Origin of the sequence: Streptomyces sp. NPDC101227, assembly GCF_044767545.1 — a bacterium.
Lineage (GTDB): Bacteria > Actinomycetota > Actinomycetes > Streptomycetales > Streptomycetaceae > Streptomyces.
The window spans coordinates 130,369-149,944 of the sequence record NZ_JBIWOD010000003.1; the positions used below are offsets into that span (position 1 = coordinate 130,369).

Here is a 19,576-nt window from a genome sequence, read left to right on the forward strand (position 1 = left end):
CATCGTTTCCCCCGTTGGAAGTGGTGCAGCCCCCGCTGGATGCAGTGCGGCGCAGTCCATTTCAGCGCGGTGCAGTCCAAGGCAATACAACGCAATGCAACGCACTGAAATGCAGCCCATCTCAAGGGATCCGCTCGGCCTTGCCGATCCTTTCGGCAGCCCCGCCGATCCGCTTGATCCATATGAGGGCGATTCCACCCGTTCCGACGCAGACGCGGGCGCCGACGGTTCCCCGTGAGGAAAAGGATCAGTGGTCAGCGGGCCGTCGCGGCTTTCCGCAGCTCCGCCTCCAGGTCCTCCAGGGCCAGCCCCTTGGTCTCCGGCGCGTACCGCTTGCAGAAGAGCAGGGACAGCACGCACATCGCCCCGAAGCACCAGAACGTGGTGCCCGCGCCGACCGCGTCGAGCAGCACCGGGAACGCCAGCGCGACCGCGAAATTGACCAGCCACATCACGAACACCGCGCTGCCCATGGCCAGTCCGCGGACCCTGAGCGGGAACATTTCGGCGAGCAGCAGCCAGACGCCGGTGTTCAAAGTGGCCTGCATAAAGGCCATGTAGAGGACCATCAGGCCGAGGACGAGATAGCTGACGGCGGGCGAATGGGGGAGCCGGAAGGCCGCGCCGAGCAGGGCGAGCGCCAGCGCCATGCCGGCCAGGCCGGTGATCAGCATGGGGCGGCGGCCCACCCGGTCGATCAGGGACATGCCGATCGCGGTGGCGAGCACGGAGATCGCGCCGACGGCGATGGTGGCGGTGATCGCGGCGCTCGTGCCCAGGCCGGTGGCGGCGAGGATCTTGGGCGCGAAATAGATGACCGCGTTGACGCCGGTGATCTGCTGGACGACCGCCAGCCCTACGCCGACCAGGAGGAGCCGCCGTACCCAGGGGGTGCGGAGTTCCTGCCAGGCGCCCCGCCGGGCATCGGCCTCCAGGCTGCGGGCCTGGTCGATCCGGGCCAGCTCGTCGGCGATGTCGCCGGCGGGCAGCGTACGGCGCAGCACCCCGGCCGCCTGGTCGCGCCGGCCCTTGCTGATGTACCAGCGCGGGGTGTCCGGCAGGAAGAACAGGCCGGCGAACAGGGCCACCGCGGGCAGCGCGGCCAGGCCCAGCATCCAGCGCCAGGCCTCCCAGTGCGCGAGGACCGCGTTGACGAGGTAGGCGAGCAGCTGGCCGCTGACGATCATCAGGGAGTTGAAGGAGACCAGCCGGCCGCGGATGCCCGGCGGCGCGATCTCCGACAGATACAGCGGGGTGATGACGGAGGCGCTGCCGACGGCGAGGCCGAGGACGAAGCGGGCCACGGCCATGACGGGCACGGTGGGCGCGAGCGCGACGGCCAGCGCCCCGGCGATGAACACCGCGCCCGCCCACAGCAGGGAGTTGCGCCGCCCGAGCGCATCGGACATCCGGCCGCCGGCCAGCGAGCCGAAGGCGGCGCCGATCAGCAGCGCGCTGGTGATGATGCCCTCGCCCAGGGAGCTGAGGCCGAAGTGCCGCTCCATGAAGGGGAGGGCGCCGGAGACGACTCCGGTGTCGTAGCCGAAGAGGGCGCCGCCGAGGGCGGCTATGGCAGCGATGCCGACGAGAAAGCGCTTGGCGTTGCGGGCCGGGGCGCCTGGGCGCGGCCCGGCGGACGCCACCTGGCGGGTCGGTATCGTCATCGTCAGCGGTACAGCGCCGGCCGCTCGACGAGTTCCACGGCCACGCGCTCGCCGGTCTCCTGGGCGCGCACGCCCGCCGCGCACACCGCGGCCGCCGCATAGCCGTCCCAGCAGCTGGGGCCCTCGACCTCGCCGCGCCGGGTGGCGTTGACCCACAGCTGCACCTGCCGGTCGTACGCCTCCTCGAAGCGCTCCACGAAGCCGGGGGTGATGGTGCCGCCCCAATGGCCCGCGGTGTTGGTGAACACGCCGTGATCGTCGCCGATCCTGGCGGTGCCGCTCTCGCAGACCGCCTCGCAGCTGACCTGGTAGCCGAAGCCGCAGTTGACGAAGAGTTCGGTGTCGACGACCTGGCCGCCGGCCGTCTCGAAGAGGATCAGCTGTGGGTCGCCGAGCCCCTCGGGGGCGTTGCCGGAGGGCGTCGGGCGCAGCACGCGCACCGCGGTGATCTCCTCGTCCAGCAGCCAGCGGGTCACATCGATCTCGTGCACCACGGAGTCGTGGATCATCATCGCGTTGGTGAAGCCGGGCGGGGTGTCGGCGTTGCGGTGCTTGTTGTGCAGCATCAGCGGGCGGCCGTATGCGCCCTTGTCCAGCAGGGACTTGAGGGTCCGGTAGTCGGCGTCGTAGCGGCGCATGAAGCCGACCTGGACGCGGCGGTGGCCCAGCGCCTGCTCGGCCTGGACGACACGCAGCGCGGAGGCCGGGTCCGGGGTCAGCGGCTTCTCGCACAGGACGGGCAGATCGCGGGCGAAGGCGTCGAGCAGCGCCGCCTCATGGGCCGGGCCGGGGGAGGCGATCAGTACGGCGTCCACGGCGGGGTCGGCCATGGCGGCGGCGGGGTCGGTGTAGGCGGTACACCCCTCGATGCCGTCGGCGAGATGCTTGACCCGGTCGGCGTCGAGGTCGGCCACGGCCGCCACCCGGGCGCCGCTGATCACTTCATCGATGCGGCGTACGTGGTCGGCGCCCATCCGGCCGGTGCCGATGACCGCCACTCCCAGAGTTCCGTACGAAGTCATGTCGTCCGTCATGTCGTCCTCAAGTTCTTACGGGCTTCAGGTGTTTCGCGGGTTCACCCGCCGCACCCGCCGCACGCGTCGTGCATGCGGAGCGCGCGGACGGGGCGTCGCGGCTCAGGCGCCGCAGGACCGCAGGAAGCGCCGGGTGCGCTCGGCGATCGGGAAGGGCTGGTCGGGCGGGCAGGGGTACATGTCCTGCTCGACGATGGCGAAGAGGTCGACGTCGAGTTCCTGGGCGGCCTCCAGGACGGGCGGCAGCGCGGGCACGCCGAGCGGCGGCTCGCACATCACGCCCTGCTGGACGGCCGGCCCGAAGGGCGTGCCCTTGGCGACGACGTCGGCGAGGATGTCCGGGTCCACCTGCTTGAGGTGGAGGTAGCCGATCCGCTCACCGTAGGTGCGGATCAGCTTGACGCTGTCGCCGCCGCAGTACGCGTAATGGCCGGTGTCCAGGCAGAGGTTGACCAGGTCGGAGTCGGTGCCGTCCAGGAAGCGCGCGACGTGTTCCTCGGTGTCGATGTGGGTGTCGGCATGCGGGTGCACGACGATGTCGAGGCCGAATTCGTCGCGTACCCGCTTGCCGAGCCGCTGCATTCCGGTGGTCAGGTGCTTCCACTGCTCCGGGGTCAGCTCGCGCGGCTCCAGCTCCTCGGCGGTCTTGTCGTCGCGCCAGAAGGAGGGGATGACGACGAGGTGCTTCGCGTCCATCGCCCGGGTGAGGGTGGCGACCTCGGTGACATGCGCCCAGGTCTTGTCCCAGACCTCGGGGCCGTGGTGGAGCGAGGTGAAGATCGTGCCGGCCGAGACGCTGAGGGCGCGCCGGGCGATCTCGTCGCGGAGGACGGCGGGGTCGGTGGGCAGATAGCCGTACGGGCCGAGTTCGATCCACTCGTAGCCGGCCTCGGCGACCTCGTCCAGGAAGCGCTGCCAGGGGACCTGCCGCTCGTCGTCGGGGAACCAGACGCCCCAGGAGTCGGGGGCGGAACCGACGCGGATGCGGTCCAGAACGGGCGAGGCGGCACGGGGTGTGGACATGCTGCGGCTCTCCTCTCGCCGGTCGGCGGTGACCGGGAGGCGCTGGGGTGGTCGGGGGGTGGTCGGGTGGTGTGGGGCACAGCCTCTCTGGCGTCCTCAGGAGTGTCAAGACTTCGTCCTGACATAAGGACTTAAGGACTTTGTGGGCCCAGAGGTGAGCCGGGGGCGTGCGCCGGGCGTGTCTCCCGGGTCTCCCGTTCACCGCAAGCCGCTCGCCGTGCCCTGATCTCGGCCATCTCGCTCCTTGACGTCAGAATGTAAGGACAAATTGTTGACAGGGTCTGATGCTCACCGTTAGACCTTTCCTCAGAGCCCGACCGCCCAACCCGCCGCGCCGGCCGACCCGAAGGGGCGCTCATGACCGAGCCGTACGACCTGATCACGATGGGCCGCATCGGGGTCGACATTTACCCCCTGCAGACCGGCGTGCCGCTGGCCCAGGTGGAGACCTTCGGAAAGTTCTTGGGCGGCTCCGCCACCAACGTCGCGGTCGCCGCCGCCCGCCTCGGCCGCCGCAGCGCCGTCATCAGCCGCACCGGCCGTGACCCGTTCGGCGACTACGTCCACCAGGCGCTGCGCGACTTCGGTGTCGACGACCGCTGGGTGAGCCCGGTGGAGGCCTACCCCACACCCGTCACCTTCTGCGAGATCTTCCCGCCGGACGACTTCCCGCTCTACTTCTACCGTCGCCCCAAGGCCCCCGACCTGGTCATGCATCCCGAGGAGCTGGACCTGGACGCCATCGCGGCGGCCCGGATCTTCTGGATCACCGGTACGGGGCTGTGCGAGGAGCCCAGCCGCGGCACCACCCTCGCCGCGCTTCAGGCGCGCGCCGCGGCGGGCGGCCGCACCGTCTTCGACCTCGACTGGCGGCCGATGTTCTGGGGCGGCGAGGGCGGCGCCTCCGGGGACGGCGGCGCGAGCGGCGCCGCGGCGATGGCCGCCGCCCGCCCGTACTACGAAGCCGCCCTGCGGCACGCCACCGTGGCCGTCGGCAATCTCGACGAGGCCGAGGTCGCCACCGGGCTGCGCGACCCCAAGGCCTGCGCCGAGGCGCTGCTGGAGGGCGGCGTGGAGCTGGCCGTCATCAAGCAGGGCCCCAAGGGCGTGCTGGCCGTCCACCGGGACGGGCGCACCGCCGAGGTCCCGCCCACGCCCGTCGAGGTCGTCAACGGCCTGGGAGCCGGCGACTCCTTCGGCGGCGCGCTCTGTCACGGGCTGCTGGCCGGGTGGGACCTGGAGCCGATGATGCGCTACGCCAACGCGGCCGGCGCCATCGTCGCCTCCCGCCTCGCCTGCTCCTCCGCGATGCCGACGGCCGACGAGGTCGACGCGTTCCTCGCCGGGAGATGACCCCCGCGGCCGCGCCCGCCCCGCGGCCACCCCGTCCACATGTGCACTCAAGAAGGTGAGTTGAGCCTTGACTCCTCGGATCAGCGACCTCCCGGCGCTGCGGGCCCGGCACCCCGAAGCCGTAGCGGAGGCCGCCGCCCGCCGCACCCGCCGCCCGCTCCTCGGCGACAGCGGCCGGCTGATGATCGTCGCCGCCGACCACCCCGCCCGCGGCGCGCTCGCCGTCGGCGACCGGCGGCTCGCCATGGCCAACCGCCTCGACCTGCTCGAACGCCTCGTCCTCGCGCTCTCGCGGCCCGGCGTGGACGGCGTCCTCGGCACCGCCGACATCCTCGAGGACCTGCTGCTCCTCGGCGCCCTCGAGGGCAAGGTCGTGATGGGGTCGATGAACCGCGGCGGCATCTCGGGCGCCGCTTTCGAGATGGACGACCGCTTCACGGGGCACCGTCCCGAGGATCTGGCCCGGCTGCGATTCGACGCCGGCAAGCTGCTGCTGCGCATCGACTACAGCGACCCCGGCTCGCTGACCACCCTGGAGTCCACCGCCCGCGCCATCGACGCGATGGCCGCGCTGGAACTGCCCACCTTCGTCGAGCCGTTCCTCTCCCACCGCCTCGACGGCGTGGTCCGCAACGACCTGAGCCCCGAGGCGGTCACCAAGTCCGTCGCCATCGCCTCCGGCCTCGGCGGCACCTCCGCCTACACCTGGCTCAAGCTCCCGGTCACCGACGACCCCGAAGCGATGGCCCGGGTCTGCGAGACCTCGACGCTGCCCACCGTCCTGCTGGGCGGCGACATCGGCCGCACCGTGCAGGACCAGGAGGCCGCGTACGAGAAGTGGCGCAAGGCGCTGCGGCTGCCGACCGTGCAGGGGCTGGTCGTGGGCCGCTCGCTGCTCTACCCGGCCGACGGGGATGTGGCGGCGGCCGTCGACACCGCCGTCGGGCTGCTGTAGCGGCTGGTCGGGGCGGGTTTCGGGTAACTGTCAGTGGCGAGGAGGAGACTTGCAGTCATGAGCGACGAGTTCACGGATTTCCATCTCGAGGCGGGGCGCGCGGCCAACGGCCCGTACGCCCTGGACGTCGATCCGCAGCGGGCCGGCTGGGGGTATTCCTCGCTGCGGATCCTGGACCTGCCGCCCGGCGGCCACCACTCCTTCGCCACCGGCGACAGCGAGTGGATCGTGCTGCCGCTGTCCGGCGGCTGCACGGTCGTCACGGACACGGACACGGACACGGACACGGGCACGGACACCGACGGGACCTTTGAACTGGCTGGCCGGGAAAGCGTGTTCAGCGGCGTCACCGACTTCGCGTATGTGCCCCGCGATACGCAGGTGCGGATCGCCAGCGGGGCGGGCGGCCGCTTCGCGCTCACCGGCGCCCGCTGCGAACGCCGCCTGCCGGCACGTTACGGGCCCGCCTCCGCCGTCCCCGTGGAACTGCGCGGCACCGGCAACTGCTCCCGCCAGGTCAACAACTTCGGCGCCGCGGGGACATTCGCGTGCGACCGGCTCATCGCGGTGGAAGTGCTCACCCCCGGCGGCAACTGGTCCTCCTACCCGCCGCACAAGCACGACGAATGCCGCCCGGGCCAGGAGTCGGAGCTCGAGGAGATCTACTACTACGAGATCGCGGCCGCCCACGGCAAGGAGGGCGTCGGCTATCAGCGCGTCACACCGTCGGGCCGCGGCCGCGGCACCGACGTCCTCGCCGAGGTCCGCAGCGGCGACGCCGTCCTGATCCCCGACGGCTGGCACGGCCCCTCCATCGCCACCCCCGGGCACGCCATGTACTACCTCAACGTCATGGCCGGGCCCGGCGAGACGCGCGAGTGGCTGATCTGCGACCACCCCGACCACGGCTGGATCCGCGACACCTGGCCCGACCAGCGCGTCGACCCCCGCCTCCCCCTCTACGAAGCACCCGCAGGAGACGCCCGATGAACGCTCCGACGACACGCCGCCGCACGGTCGCTCAGGCCCTGGTCGAGTTCCTCGCCCACCAGTACACCGAGCGGGACGGCCGGCAGCACCGGCTGATCAACGCCTGCTGGGGCATCTTCGGCCATGGCAACGTCGCCGGCATCGGCCAGGCCCTCCTGGAATCCGGCGACGCGCTCCCCTACCTCCAGGGCCGCAACGAACAGGCCATGGTGCACGCCGCCGTGGGCTACGCCCGCCAGCGCGACCGGCTCTCCGCGCAGGCCGTGACGACCTCCATCGGGCCCGGCGCCACCAACCTCGTCACCGGCGCCGCCCTCGCCACCGTCAACCGCCTGCCCGTCCTGCTGCTGCCCGGCGACATCTTCGCGACCCGCCCCGCCGACCCCGTCCTCCAGCAGCTCGAAGTCCCCTACGCGGGCGATGTGTCCGTCAACGACGCGCTGCGCCCGGTCTCCCGCTACTTCGACCGGGTCACCCGCCCCGAAGCGCTGATCCCCGCCGCCCTCCAGGCCATGCGGGTCCTCGCCGACCCGGTGGAGACCGGCGCGGTCACCCTCGCCCTGCCGCAGGACGTCCAGGCCGAGGCGTACGACTGGCCGGAGGAGTTCTTCGCCGACCGGGTCTGGCGCGTCACCCGGCCCGCCCCCGACACCGGCGCCCTCGCCGAGGCGGTGCACGCCATCCGGGAGGCCCGGCGCCCCCTGCTGATCGCGGGCGGCGGAGTCCACCACAGCGAGGCCGAGGACGCGCTGCGCGACTTCGCCGACGCCACCGGCATCCCCGTCGCCTCCACCCAGGCCGGCAAGGGCTCGCTGCGCCACGACCACCCCGCCGACGTCGGCGGCATCGGCCACACCGGCACCGCCACCGCCGACGCCCTGGCCCGCGAGGCCGACCTGGTCATCGGCGTCGGCACCCGCCTCACCGACTTCACCACCGCCTCCGCCACCCTCTTCGCCGCCCCCGGGGTCCGCTTCCTCAACCTCAACATCGCCTCCTTCGACTCCCACAAGCTCGGCGCCACCTCCCTGGTGGCCGACGCCCGCGCCGGACTCGAGGCCCTCACCCGGGCGCTTTCCGGCCACCGCGTCGAGGAGAAGTACGAGGCGGGCTACGGCGCGGCGAAGGAGGCCTGGGAGCGCCGCGTGGACGCCGCGTACGGCGCCGCGGACGCCTCCGTACGGCCGTCCCAGACGCAGGTCCTCGGCGCCCTGGACGCCCTCGTCGACGACACCGACATCGTGATCAACGCCGCCGGGTCCCTCCCCGGTGACCTGCACAAACTCTGGCGTGCCCGGTCCCGTCGGCAGTATCACCTCGAATACGGCTACTCCTGCATGGGCTATGAGATCCCCGCCGCCCTCGGCGTCCGGCTCGCCGCGCCGGATCGCCCGGTGTGGGCGCTCGTCGGCGACGGTACATATCTGATGAACCCCACCGAGATCGTCACCGCGGTCCAGGAGGGCATCAACATCAATATCGTCCTCATCCAGAACCACGGCTATGCGTCCATCGGCGGGCTGTCGGAGCAGACGGGCGGCGAGCGCTTCGGCACGGCGTACCGCTTCCGCGCCAAGGACGGCACGTACACCGGCGCGCCGCTGCCCGTGGATCTCGCCGCGAACGCCGCCTCGCTCGGCATGCACGTCATCCGCGCCGCCACGGTCGCCGAGCTGCGCGCCGCGCTGGCCGAGGCGCGTGGCGCGAACCGGCCCACATGTGTCTATGTCGAGACCGAAACGGCCGACACTGTGCCGGGCGCACCCGAGGCCCAGGCCTGGTGGGATGTACCCGTTGCCGAGACCGCGACGCGTCCGGCGGCGGTCGCCGCCCGCGCGGCGTACGACCGCCACGCCGCCGGCCGCCGTCGCCACCTCTGACATCCGCTCGCCGCTTCACGTACGAAAGGCCCTCCACATGAAGACCATCAACCACTGGATCGGCGGCAAGCCCGTCGAGGGCGTCTCGGGCAACTACGGTCCGGTCTACAACCCGGCCACCGGCGCCCAGGAGAAGCAGGTCGCCTTCGCTTCCGTGGACGAGGTCGACGCTGCCGTCGCGGCCGCCAAGGAAGCGTTCAAGACCTGGGGCACCAGCTCCCTGGCCAAGCGCACCTCGGTGCTCTTCAAGTACCGCGAGCTGATCGACGCGCACCGCGACGAGATCGCCGCCCTGATCACCGCCGAGCACGGCAAGGTGCACTCCGACGCGCTCGGCGAGGTCGCCCGCGGCCTGGAGATCGTCGAGCTGGCCTGCGGTATCCCGGAGAAGCTCAAGGGCGAGCTGTCCACCCAGGTGTCGACGCGGGTGGACGTGGCCGCCATCCGCCAGTCCCTCGGAGTCGTCGCCGGCATCACGCCGTTCAACTTCCCCGCCATGGTGCCGATGTGGATGTTCCCGCTCGCCATCGCCTGCGGCAACGCCTTCATCCTCAAGCCGAGCGAGAAGGTGCCCAGCGCCGCCTTCAAGCTGGCCGAGCTGGCCGCCGAGGCGGGCCTGCCCGACGGCGTGCTGAACATCGTCAACGGCGACAAGGTGGCCGTCGACGCCATCCTGGAGCACCCGGACATCGCCGCGGTCTCCTTCGTCGGCTCCACCCCCATCGCCCGCTACATCCACACCACCGGCACCGCCAACGGCAAGCGCGTCCAGGCGCTGGGCGGCGCCAAGAACCACATGCTGGTCCTCCCGGACGCCGACCTCGATCTGGCCGCGGACTCCGCGATCAACGCCGCGTACGGCTCGGCGGGCGAGCGCTGCATGGCGATCTCCGTCGTCGTCGCGGTCGGTGACACCGCCGACCCGCTGATCGGCAAGATCAAGGAGCGCGCCGACAAGCTGCGCATCGGCCCCGGCGACGACCCGGCCTCCGAGATGGGCCCGCTGATCACCAAGGTCCACCGCGACAAGGTCGCCTCGTACGTCTCCGGTGCCGCGGCCCAGGGCGCGGATGTCGTCATCGACGGCACGGGCTACACCGTCCAGGGCTACGAGGACGGCCACTGGATCGGCGTCTCGCTGCTGGACAACGTCACGCCCGAGATGGACGCCTACCGCGACGAGATCTTCGGCCCGGTGCTGTCCGTGGTCCGCGTCGGGACCTACGACGAGGCCATCGCTCTGATGAACAACTCGCCGTGGGGCAACGGCACCGCGATCTTCACCCGGGACGGCGGCGCGGCCCGCCGCTTCCAGCTGGAGGTCGAGGCCGGCATGGTCGGCGTCAACGTCCCGATCCCGGTCCCCGTCGGCTACCACTCCTTCGGCGGCTGGAAGGACTCGCTCTTCGGCGACCACCACATCTACGGCAACGACGGCGTGCACTTCTACACCCGCGGCAAGGTCGTCACCACCCGCTGGCCCGACCCGTCCGACGGCGGCATCAACCTCGGCTTCCCCAGCAACCACTGACGGATCCCCCGGCTCCGCCCGGACCCCCCTGCCGGCCCGTCACCGGCAGGGGGTCCGCCGCGTCGCGGCGCGGACGGGCGCGTTGCTACCGTGCTCCCTTGCTGCCGCGCTCGCCCGGCAGGACACCGACACACCTGGGGGAACCGCATGCAACGGTCCATGGCGCTCGCCAAGGGCGCCCGTATCACCGGCGGGATCTTCTGCCTGCTGTTCTTCCTGTGGACCGCCACCTGGCTCGTCGTCGACCTCGGCCAATTCGGCATCGACGGCCTCTGGGACGCCTGGACCGCCCAGCACGCCCCCGGCAGGGACCAGGTCACCAATCCCCTTCAGCTCGGCCTCGCCGTCCTGCAGCTGACGGCGGCCTTCGCGGCCTTCGCCGGGCAGCGGTCGGCCGGCGGCCTGCTCGCCGTCGCCACCACCCTCACCTTCGCCACCGCCGTACAGGTGCTGATCAGCGTCGGCCAGCACACCAGCGACGACCGCTGGTTCGTCAACGCCGACAACAACTCGTCGACGTTCGAGGGCGTCTTCATCAGCGGTCTGTGGCTGCTCCTGTTCGCCGTCATCGCGGGGTTCGTGCTGCTGTGCGGGATGCGCGAATGGCCCCGTCAACGGCCCAGCGACCCGCCCAAGCGCCCGCTCAAGGCGGCGGGCACGGTCGGCGGCCTGCTGCTGGGCGCGATGGCGCTGTGCTACGTCATCTGGCACATCTATGTGGTCGTGCAGTTCGAAGGCGACTTCTTCACCCCGCTCTACCTCGGCCGGGGAACGCTCACCTCCCTGACGGCCCTGGCCGGCGGCTGGGCCTCCATCGTCTTCCTCCTGCTGACCGCGGTGGCCGCCCTCAACAGCCTGATGCGGGGCAGCGCCGCCCGCGGCCTCGGTATCGGCCTGGGCATCGTGCTGTTCCCCGGCGCCCTGCTGTCCGTCATCGCGATGGCGAGCCATGACAGGCTGTTCAAGTTCAGCGACGAGATGCCGGGGATGGACGTCCTCAACCACGTCCAGCTCCTGCTGGACCTGCTCGGCTCGCTGGCCCTGCTCGCCATGATGGGTCGCGGCGAGCCCGTCGCCCACGCCTGGTACCCGCCCGCCCAGGTCCCGCAGTTCGCCGCCCCCGGCTTCATGCCGCCCGGTCCCCAGGGCCCGCCCCCGGCCGGCTGGCAGCCGCCCGGCCCGCCGATGGCCCCGCCGCCCGGCCCGCCGATGCCACAGCAGGCCCCGCAGATGCCACCGCCGCCCCAGGGCCCGCCGCCCCAGGGAGGATTCGGCCCGCCGCAGTTCTGAGCCGTCCGGGGACGACCGCCTCGCCCGGCGCACGGGGCCCGTACCGCAGCCGCGGTACGGGCCCCGACCTGTCTACTTCTCTGGGAGGGCAAGGGGTTCCGCCCGGGGGACGGGGCGCCGCGACGGGCCCGTGCCTAGGATTTGACCATGGATCTTCGACTGCGCGGGCGGCGTCTGTACGCGGCCGCGGGCGCCCTGGCCGTCCTCATAGGAGGCGGCACCTGGGCGGCCGCGTCCCCCGGCGCCGCGCCCGCGGTGCACCGCGAGGACCGCTTCCTGACGGTGCACGGCCGGCCGGGCGGCGGGTCGAAGGAGGTGCGGATCGACACCTCCTTTTTCACGGCGGGCTCCTCGTCCGGCCGTCGCCCCGCGGTCCTGCTGGGCCACGGCTTCGGCGGCAGCAAGGCCGATGTCCGCGCGCAGGCCGAGCAACTGGCCCGGGACGGCTATGCGGTGATGACCTGGTCGGCCCGCGGCTTCGGCAAGTCCACCGGGAAGATCGGGCTGAACGCCCCGGATCACGAGGTCGACGACGTCAGCCGGCTGATCGACTGGCTGGCGAAGCGGCCCGAGGTCCGGCTCGACAAGGCAGGCGATCCCCGGGTCGGCGTCGCCGGGGCCTCGTACGGCGGCGCGATCTCCCTGCTCGCGGCCGGATACGACCGGCGGGTGGACGCGATCGCCCCGGCGATCACCTACTGGAACCTCGCCGACGCCCTCTTCCCCAACGGTGTGTTCAAGAAGCTGTGGGCCGGGATCTTCTTCACCACGGGCGCGGCCGGCGCCTCCACCGGCACGCCGGCCGCACCCGGCGCGGCAGCCGGAGCGTCCGGCGGCTGCGGGAAGTTCGAAGCGGAACTGTGCGCGATGTACGAGCGGGTCGCCGTCGCGGGCAAGCCGGATGCCGCCGCCCGCCAACTCCTCGCCGACCGCAGCCCCTCCGCCGTGGCCGGCCGCATCAAGGTGCCGACCCTGATCACCCAGGGCCGCCAGGACTCCCTCTTCCCGCTCGGCCAGGCCGACGCGATGGCGAAGGCGATCCGCAAGAACGGCGCGCCGGTGGACGTCGACTGGATCGCCGGCGGGCACGACGGCGGCGACCGCGAGGCCGCGCGGATCGCGGCCCGTACGAAGGCCTGGTTCGACCGCTATCTGAAGGGCGACAAGAGCGCCGACACCGGGCCCGCGTTCCGCATCAGCCGCAGCGGAGGCGTGGACTCCACCAACGGGACCCTGCGGCTGCGCGGCGCGAGCGGCGACCGCTACCCCGGCCTGGACAACGACCCCGAGCGCGTCCGGCTGGCCACCCGCACCCAGCGCTTCGCCAACCCGGCCGGCGCCGGGCCGCCCGCCATCTCCACCGTGCCCGGCATCGGCTCGCTCGGCGGCCTGTCCGCCGCGGGCGCCGGATTCTCCCTCGACTTCCCCGGCCAGTACGCCCGCTTCGACTCGAAGCCGCTGCCGGCCCCCGTCCACCTCACCGGCAGCCCCAGCGCCACCGTCCGGGTGCGGTCCACCGCACCGGACGCGGTGTTCTTCGCCAAGGTCTACGACGTGGCCCCCGACGGCCGCCGCCAGGTGCTGCCGTCCCAGCTCGTCACCCCGTACCGCGTCCGGGACGCCCGGGACGGCAGGGCCGTGCGCCTCCAGCTGCCCGCCGTGGACCACGAGTTCGCGGCCGGGCACCGGATGCGGCTGGTGCTGGCCGCCACCGACCTCGGCTACGCCTCACCCACCCGGCCCGCCACCTACACCGTCTCCCTCGAGAGTGCGCTCCGCGTGCCCACCGCACCCCAGGTACGCAGCGCCGCCGCGCCCCTGCCCGCCTGGACCTGGGCGCTGCCCGCCGCGGCCGCCGTCCTCGCCGCGCTGCTGCTGCTCACCGCCCGCCGCCGGACCGCCGCGCCCGCCCCCGACCCGGCGCTCGCCGATGTCCCGCTGGAGATCGGCGGCCTGAGCAAGCGCTACGCCGGGTCCACCGACCGATATGCCGTACGGGACCTGTCCCTCCGCGTCGAGAAGGGCCAGGTCCTGGGCCTGCTGGGGCCCAACGGCGCGGGCAAGACCACCACGCTGCGGATGCTGATGGGCCTGATCCGCCCCGACGCCGGCGAGATAAGGGTCTTCGGGCAGGCCATCCGGCCCGGTGCGCCGGTGCTCTCCCGGGTCGGCGCGTTCGTCGAGGGCGCCGGCTTCCTGCCGCATCTCTCCGGCCGCGCCAACCTCGAGCTGTACTGGCAGGCCACCGGCCGCCCCGCCGCCGACGCCCGCCTCGACGAGGCGCTGGAGATCGCCGGCCTCGGCGACGCCCTGCAACGCGCGGTGCGCACCTACTCCCAGGGCATGCGGCAGCGCCTGGCCATCGCCCAGGCCATGCTGGGCCTGCCGGATCTGCTGATCCTCGACGAGCCCACCAACGGCCTGGACCCGCCGCAGATCCGCGAGATGCGCGACGTGATGATCCGTTACGCCGCGGCCGGCCGCACCGTCATCGTCTCCAGCCACTTGCTGTCCGAGGTCGAGCAGAGCTGTACGCATCTGGTCGTCATGGACCGCGGGCGGCTCGTCCAGGCCGGGCCGGTCGCCGAGATCATCGGCTCCGGGGACACCCTGCTGGTCGGCGTCGCGGGGCCCCTGCCGCTCGCCGACGCCCTGGTGGAGAAGGCCGCGGCGCTGCCCGGCGTAGCCTCCGCCGTCCACGCCGACGAGGGCCTGCTGATCCGTCTCACCGACCCGGACGGCACCCCCGCGCTCCTCGCCGGCCTCCTCGAGCTGGAGATCCCGGTGAACCGCATCGGCCCGCACCGCCGCCTGGAGGACGCCTTCCTCACCCTGATCGGAGACGACGCCCCATGACCGCGACGCCCACGGCTGCGGCGCCCGGCTACCGTGCGCGCCACACCCTCCCGCTACGGGTCGAGGCCCGTCGTCAGCTGCGCCGCCGCCGTACGCTGGTGATCGCCGCGATCCTGACGCTCCTGCCGTTCGTGCTGGTCGCGGCCTTCGCGATCGGCGGCGACCCGGAAAGCCGCGGCAACGGCCGGATCTCCCCGATGGACGCCGCCACCGCCTCCGGCGGAAACTTCGCCGCCACCGTCCTGTTCGTCTCGGCGGGCTTCCTCCTCGTCGTCCCGGTGGCGCTGTTCTGCGGCGACACCGTCGCCTCCGAGGCGAGCTGGTCCTCGCTGCGCTATCTGCTCGCCGCGCCGGTCCCGCGTGCCCGGCTGCTGCTGAGCAAGCTCACCATCGGGCTGGTGTTCAGCGCCGCCGCGATGGTGCTGCTGCCGCTGGTCGCGCTCGGGGTGGGCACCGCCGCGTACGGCTGGGGTCCGTTCCAACTGCCCACCGGCGGGGCCCTGCCGGCGGCGGATGCGGTGCCGCGGCTGGCGGTCGTGGTCGGCTATGTCTTCGTCAGCCAGCTGGTCACCGCGGCCCTCGCCTTCTGGCTGTCGACGGTGACCGATGCGCCGCTGGGCGCGGTCGGCGGCGCCGTCGGACTGACCATCGTCGGCAATGTCCTCGACCAGGTCACCGCGCTGGGTGCCTGGCGCGAGGTGCTGCCCGCCCACTGGCAGTACTCCTGGGCCGATGCCCTGCAGCCGCAGATGGAGTGGTCGGGGATGGTGCAGGGGGCGTCCGTCTCGGTGGCGTATGCGCTGGTACTGGTGGCGGCGGCGTTCCGGGGGTTCGCGCGCAAGGACGTGGTGTCGTAGGAACGTGCCGTAGAGGTGTGTCGTAAGGGGCGTACGAAGCGGCGAACGTCCGCCCTGCGGCGAGGCGTTGCAACCTTTCGGCGGACACCGGTGTCTAGACGTGCACAGCGTTCATACAGCGGTAATTCCGGAAGTTGAGGACATCACATGCTCCGTACCGTTTCGCGTGGTGCCGCCGTCGCGGCCCTCGGGGTGGCCCTGCCCCTGACCCTCGCCGCCGTCCCGGCCGGTGCCGCTCCCGTCGCCGCCCACCGGTCGTCCGGTCCCGCCGCGGGCGCCGTCCGCACCGACCCCAACGGCCGCCACGACGCCACCGACATCCGCCGCTTCCTGACCGCCTTCTACGGCTACCACGGCCCCTCCGACTGGGCGCGCGAACACCAGGTCTCGGACTACCTCAGGGACCGCGCCGCCCAGACCGAGGGCTACGACCTGCTGCTGTGCGCCCAGAACACCCCCCGCGAGATCTCCATCGGCAAGGTGACCACTGCCCAGTCCGCCGGTGTCGGCTGGGCGACCGTCACCACCATCTGGGACGGCGGGGACCGCGGCAGCTTCACCGCCTACGTAGGCCTCGACTCGAAGCCCATCGAGCTCCAGGACGTCGACTGCGCACCGTAGGGCCGGGCCCCGCGGATCAGGGCCCGGGGCCGGCTCTCAGGCGGTCGGCCCCTGCATCCGTGCGCTGACCCACTTCATCGTGCCCTCGCCCAGTCCCTGCACATAGGTGGCGGCGCTGTGCGTACCGTCCGGCACGATCTGCAGGCGCGTCTTTATCGGCCCGTGCCCGTACTGCGCGATGAACCTGCGCACCTTCGGCAGCACGGTGTTCTCCTTCGAGCCGTCCTGGAAGGCCAGGCAGACCTCCGGTCCGCCGCGCACCATCAGCCGCCGGGCCAGCACCTCGGGGTTGTTCGCCGCCTCTTCGCGGGCGTGGCCGTTCCACAGCGGCGAGTCGGGCACGATGTCCGGCCCGTTGGGGATGGCCACCTTGAACGCCCCCGGGTTCTGCAGCACATTCTTCAGCGCCGCGAACCCGCCCGACGAAGAACCCATGATCGCCCAGGCGTTACGGGTGTCGAGGGTGCGGAAGTTCTGCCGTACGAGATCGGGGACGTCCTTGCTCAGCCAGGTGCCGATCTTCGGCTGGCCGGGGATGTCGCTGCCGTCGTAGTACTGCTTGTCATTGGGGTTGAGCACCGGCATGACCAGGATGAACGGCAGGCTGGTGCCGTTCTTGGACCACTGGGCGAGGTTCTCCTCCAGCTTCAGGTCCGAGCCGATCCAGTAGTTGACCGGGTAGCCGTAGGAGCCGGGCAGCGCCTCCATCACGGGGAAGCCCTTGTTCGCATTGCGCTTGTCGTAGTACTCCGGCGGCGCCCACACCCACACCTTGCCGGTGAAGCCCGACTTCGCGCCGCGCAGGGTCGTCACGCCTATCGGGGTGTTCTCCCCGGCCCCGCCGACCCGGCTCTCCTCCGCGAAGCTGATCGGATGCGTGGGGAAGCGCACCAGCGACCGCTTCCCCTTCTCCGGTGCCGAGGCGTGCGAGGCGGTGCCCGGCCCGGGGTCGGCGAACCGTACGGGCCCCGCCTTGGTCGCCGCGCTCGTGCCGCAGCCGGCCGTAAGGGCGAGCGAGGTCAGGGTGACCAGGGTGATCACCGGGGTGAACAGGGCTTTGCGCACGACGCCTTCTCCTTGCCGGACAGGCCGGGAAGGCCCCGGCCTGTCCGCCAAGAGGGGACGGCGCCACGAGAAGGTTTCCTTTGCGACGTGTCGGATTCGTCGCACCGGACATCCGGAATCCGGGCACACCGCCCTGACCTGGGATGTTTACGTACAGCGGAAGCCGGTTTTACCGTCATTTTCCCGGTACGGGGGGCGGCGCGTACGGGCGCGGGACCGCGCTCGGGGACGCACGCCACCGGCTCGTCGGCGACCGCCCGAGCCCCGAAATCAACCGGCATCAACCATTCCGGAACCCCGCCCCTTTGACCGTATTCTCTCGATATGACCTGGCCGCGCGCCCTGAAGCAGACCGCCCGCTCGGGGCTGACCATCGAGCGGGCCAAGCTCACTCCGGTGATCGCGGTGCGCGGCGCGGTCGGTGTCGCCCTCGTCATCGGCCTCTGCCTGTGGCGCGGCGACCCCGCCCTCGCGGTCGCCTCCGCATTCGGCGCGTTCGCCTCCGGCCTCGTCACCTTCCAGCGCAGCATGCGGCCCCGTCCCGTCCTGGCGCTCGGCGTCGCCGCCGCGCTGGCCGTCTCCACCTTCCTCGGCTACCTCGCCGCCGCCCATCTCGTGGCCTTCGTCCTGCTCCTCGCCGGCTGGACCCTGCTCGCCGGCATGGCCTGGGCGATCGGCCCGGTCTCCGGTCTGGCCGGCACCCAGACCGTGGCGATCATGCTGGTCACCGTCACCCTGCCGACCTCGGTCGTCAGCGCCCTGGAACACGCCGCCCTGATCTTCTGCGGCGGCCTCGTCCAGGCCGCCTTGATCATCGCCTTCCCCGTACGCCCCTGGGGAGTGCAGCGTGACGCCCTCGCCGACGCGCTGGCCGCCGAGGCCGACTACGCCCGCCGCCTCCGCCACGACCCGGTGGCGCCCTTCGACCCGGCGCCCCTCATGGACGCCCGCCTCGCCTCCGAGGTGACGCCACGTCAGGCCAGGCGCCGCCCCGTCCAGCTGCACGGCCCCCGGGGGCTGGCCGAACGCGTCAGACCCGTCCTCGCCTCACTCGCCGACCCCGTCGTCGGCGCCCCGCTCGAGGGCCCCGAACGCGACCGCGCCCGCGACCTCCTCCAGGCCGCGGGCGCGGTCCTGGACGCCGTCGCGCACGCCGTACGGCACGCAGGACCCGTCCGCCTGCCGCCCGAGGCGATGGCCACCCTGGAGGTCCCCGTCTCCGGCCCGATGCTCAAGGGCGCCGCCCGCCGCTCCGCCTACCGTCTGATCTCCCTGCTCGCCGACGCCGTCGAACTCACCGACGAGCCCGTCCGGGCCACCCGCCCCACCACCCCGGCCGAACGCGGCCATCTGCTGCGCCCCAGCGTCCCCCGGCTCGTCCCCGTGGCCCTGCGCGCCCTGCACCGCGAGGCCCGCTGGTCCTCCCGCTTCTTCCGGCACGCCCTGCGCGTCAGCGTCGTCGCCTGCCTCGGCTATCTCCTGGGCACCGCCCTCCCGTTCGGCCACGGCTACTGGGCGCCGCTCACCTCCGTCATGGTGATGCGCCCCGACTTCGGCCAGACCTACGCCCGCGGTGTGGCCCGCTTCAGCGGCACGCTCGTCGGCGTCGCCGTCAGCGGCGCCGTGATGGCGCTCGCCCACCCCGGCCGCTCCGTCTGCGCCGCGCTCGCCGTCCTCTTCGTCTTCCTCATGTACCTGCTGATGCGCACCGGCGTCTCGGTCACCTCGGCCTGCGTGGCCGGCTATGTCATCTTCCTGCTGGGCATCGCCGGTGAGGGCTGGACGCAGACCGTGGAGGAGCGCGTGGTGCTCACCCTTCTGGGCGGAGTGCTCGCCATGCTCTCGTACGCGCTGTTCCCCGCCTGGGAAACACCCAAGCTGCGCGACCGCCTCGCCGAATGGCTGGAGGCCAACGGGCGTTATGCGCTGGCCGTCCTGGACCGCTACGCCCGGCCCGCCGAACGCCGCCCCCGGCAGGTGCGCGAGGCCCTCCTGGACGCCCGCGCCGCCCGCGCCGCCTGGGAGGAGAGCGAGGCCCGCGCCGAAAAGGAACCCGTACGCCACCGCGGCCTCTCCCGTACCTCGGCCACCGCCGCCGGCGCCGCCCTCGCCACCATGGGCCGGGTCACGATGATCATGGAGGCCCACCTCCCCGACAAGGACGCCGAACCGTCCCCGGGCGCCGCCGCCTTCGCCGCCGAACTGCGCCCCTCCCTGGAGCGCGCCGTCCGCGCCGTACGGCAGCGCGACCGGCTGGAGTGGCGCGCGCTGCGCGCGGTGTGGGAGCGGTGGGACGCCGAATCCGCAAGCCAGGGCGTCGCGCTGCGCGCCGCGGACCTGCTGCTGGATGCGCTCGACGAATTCGCCGAGGCGCTCTCCAGAGGGCGCGGCGGCCGCAACCGCGCGGCCCGCCGGGGCGCGCGGGGAACCATTCCGCCCGCCCAGTAGTCTTGTTGA

14 protein-coding genes are annotated in these 19,576 nt (G+C 72.5%); 10 read left to right on the forward strand and 4 right to left on the reverse strand.

What is annotated here, in order from left to right:
* Positions 1-254: 254 nt before the first annotated feature.
* The 3 genes from ACIRPT_RS07435 to ACIRPT_RS07445 form a co-directional block, all read right to left on the reverse strand.
* Positions 255-1,664, reverse strand: a complete 1,410-nt coding sequence (locus tag ACIRPT_RS07435; RefSeq protein WP_403823685.1) for a sugar porter family MFS transporter — start codon at positions 1,662-1,664, stop codon at positions 255-257.
* A gap of 2 nt (positions 1,665-1,666) precedes the next feature.
* Complete coding sequence (locus ACIRPT_RS07440) at positions 1,667-2,686, reverse strand: Gfo/Idh/MocA family protein (RefSeq protein ID WP_403824603.1); 1,020 nt, start codon at positions 2,684-2,686, stop codon at positions 1,667-1,669.
* 114 nt (positions 2,687-2,800) lie between these two features.
* Complete coding sequence (locus tag ACIRPT_RS07445) at positions 2,801-3,721, reverse strand: sugar phosphate isomerase/epimerase family protein (protein WP_403823688.1); 921 nt, start codon at positions 3,719-3,721, stop codon at positions 2,801-2,803.
* A gap of 357 nt (positions 3,722-4,078) precedes the next feature.
* Between ACIRPT_RS07445 and iolC the strand changes: the two genes are divergently transcribed.
* The 9 genes from iolC to ACIRPT_RS07490 all read left to right on the forward strand — a co-directional run bounded on the left by iolC (position 4,079) and on the right by ACIRPT_RS07490 (position 16,054).
* Positions 4,079-5,074 carry a 5-dehydro-2-deoxygluconokinase gene (iolC, locus tag ACIRPT_RS07450; RefSeq protein WP_403823690.1) on the forward strand — a complete coding sequence of 332 codons (996 nt, stop codon included), beginning with the start codon at positions 4,079-4,081 and terminating at the stop codon, positions 5,072-5,074.
* Positions 5,075-5,141: 67 nt separating this feature from the next.
* Positions 5,142-6,029, forward strand: coding sequence for a deoxyribose-phosphate aldolase (locus ACIRPT_RS07455; protein ID WP_403823692.1), 888 nt, complete (start codon positions 5,142-5,144; stop codon positions 6,027-6,029).
* Positions 6,030-6,086: 57 nt separating this feature from the next.
* A complete protein-coding gene (iolB, locus tag ACIRPT_RS07460) occupies positions 6,087-7,019 on the forward strand; it encodes a 5-deoxy-glucuronate isomerase (RefSeq protein ID WP_403823695.1) in 933 nt (310 codons plus the stop codon).
* On the forward strand, positions 7,016-8,899 hold the full coding sequence (gene iolD, locus ACIRPT_RS07465) for a 3D-(3,5/4)-trihydroxycyclohexane-1,2-dione acylhydrolase (decyclizing) (protein ID WP_403823697.1): 1,884 nt from the start codon (positions 7,016-7,018) through the stop codon (positions 8,897-8,899). The genes iolB and iolD overlap by 4 nt, the downstream gene beginning before the upstream one ends.
* A 37-nt stretch (positions 8,900-8,936) precedes the next feature.
* Complete coding sequence (locus tag ACIRPT_RS07470) at positions 8,937-10,430, forward strand: CoA-acylating methylmalonate-semialdehyde dehydrogenase (protein WP_403823700.1); 1,494 nt, start codon at positions 8,937-8,939, stop codon at positions 10,428-10,430.
* 147 nt (positions 10,431-10,577) lie between these two features.
* A complete protein-coding gene (locus ACIRPT_RS07475) occupies positions 10,578-11,720 on the forward strand; it encodes a hypothetical protein (protein ID WP_403823703.1) in 1,143 nt (380 codons plus the stop codon).
* 147 nt (positions 11,721-11,867) lie between these two features.
* The gene (locus tag ACIRPT_RS07480; protein ID WP_403823705.1) at positions 11,868-14,576 is read left to right on the forward strand and encodes an alpha/beta fold hydrolase; all 2,709 of its coding nucleotides are present in this window, start codon (positions 11,868-11,870) and stop codon (positions 14,574-14,576) included.
* Complete coding sequence (locus ACIRPT_RS07485) at positions 14,573-15,433, forward strand: ABC transporter permease (RefSeq protein ID WP_403823708.1); 861 nt, start codon at positions 14,573-14,575, stop codon at positions 15,431-15,433. Before ACIRPT_RS07480 ends, ACIRPT_RS07485 begins: the two co-directional genes overlap by 4 nt.
* Positions 15,434-15,580: 147 nt before the next feature.
* Positions 15,581-16,054, forward strand: a complete 474-nt coding sequence (locus tag ACIRPT_RS07490) for a hypothetical protein (RefSeq protein WP_403823711.1) — start codon at positions 15,581-15,583, stop codon at positions 16,052-16,054.
* Positions 16,055-16,090: 36 nt separating this feature from the next.
* Here the strand turns inward: ACIRPT_RS07490 and ACIRPT_RS07495 are convergent, their stop codons facing one another.
* A complete protein-coding gene (locus tag ACIRPT_RS07495; protein ID WP_403823714.1) occupies positions 16,091-17,119 on the reverse strand; it encodes an alpha/beta hydrolase in 1,029 nt (342 codons plus the stop codon).
* A 324-nt stretch (positions 17,120-17,443) separates the two neighbouring features.
* Between ACIRPT_RS07495 and ACIRPT_RS07500 the strand changes: the two genes are divergently transcribed.
* Positions 17,444-19,567, forward strand: coding sequence for an FUSC family protein (locus tag ACIRPT_RS07500; RefSeq protein ID WP_403823717.1), 2,124 nt, complete (start codon positions 17,444-17,446; stop codon positions 19,565-19,567).
* The last annotated feature ends 9 nt before the right edge of the window (positions 19,568-19,576 follow it).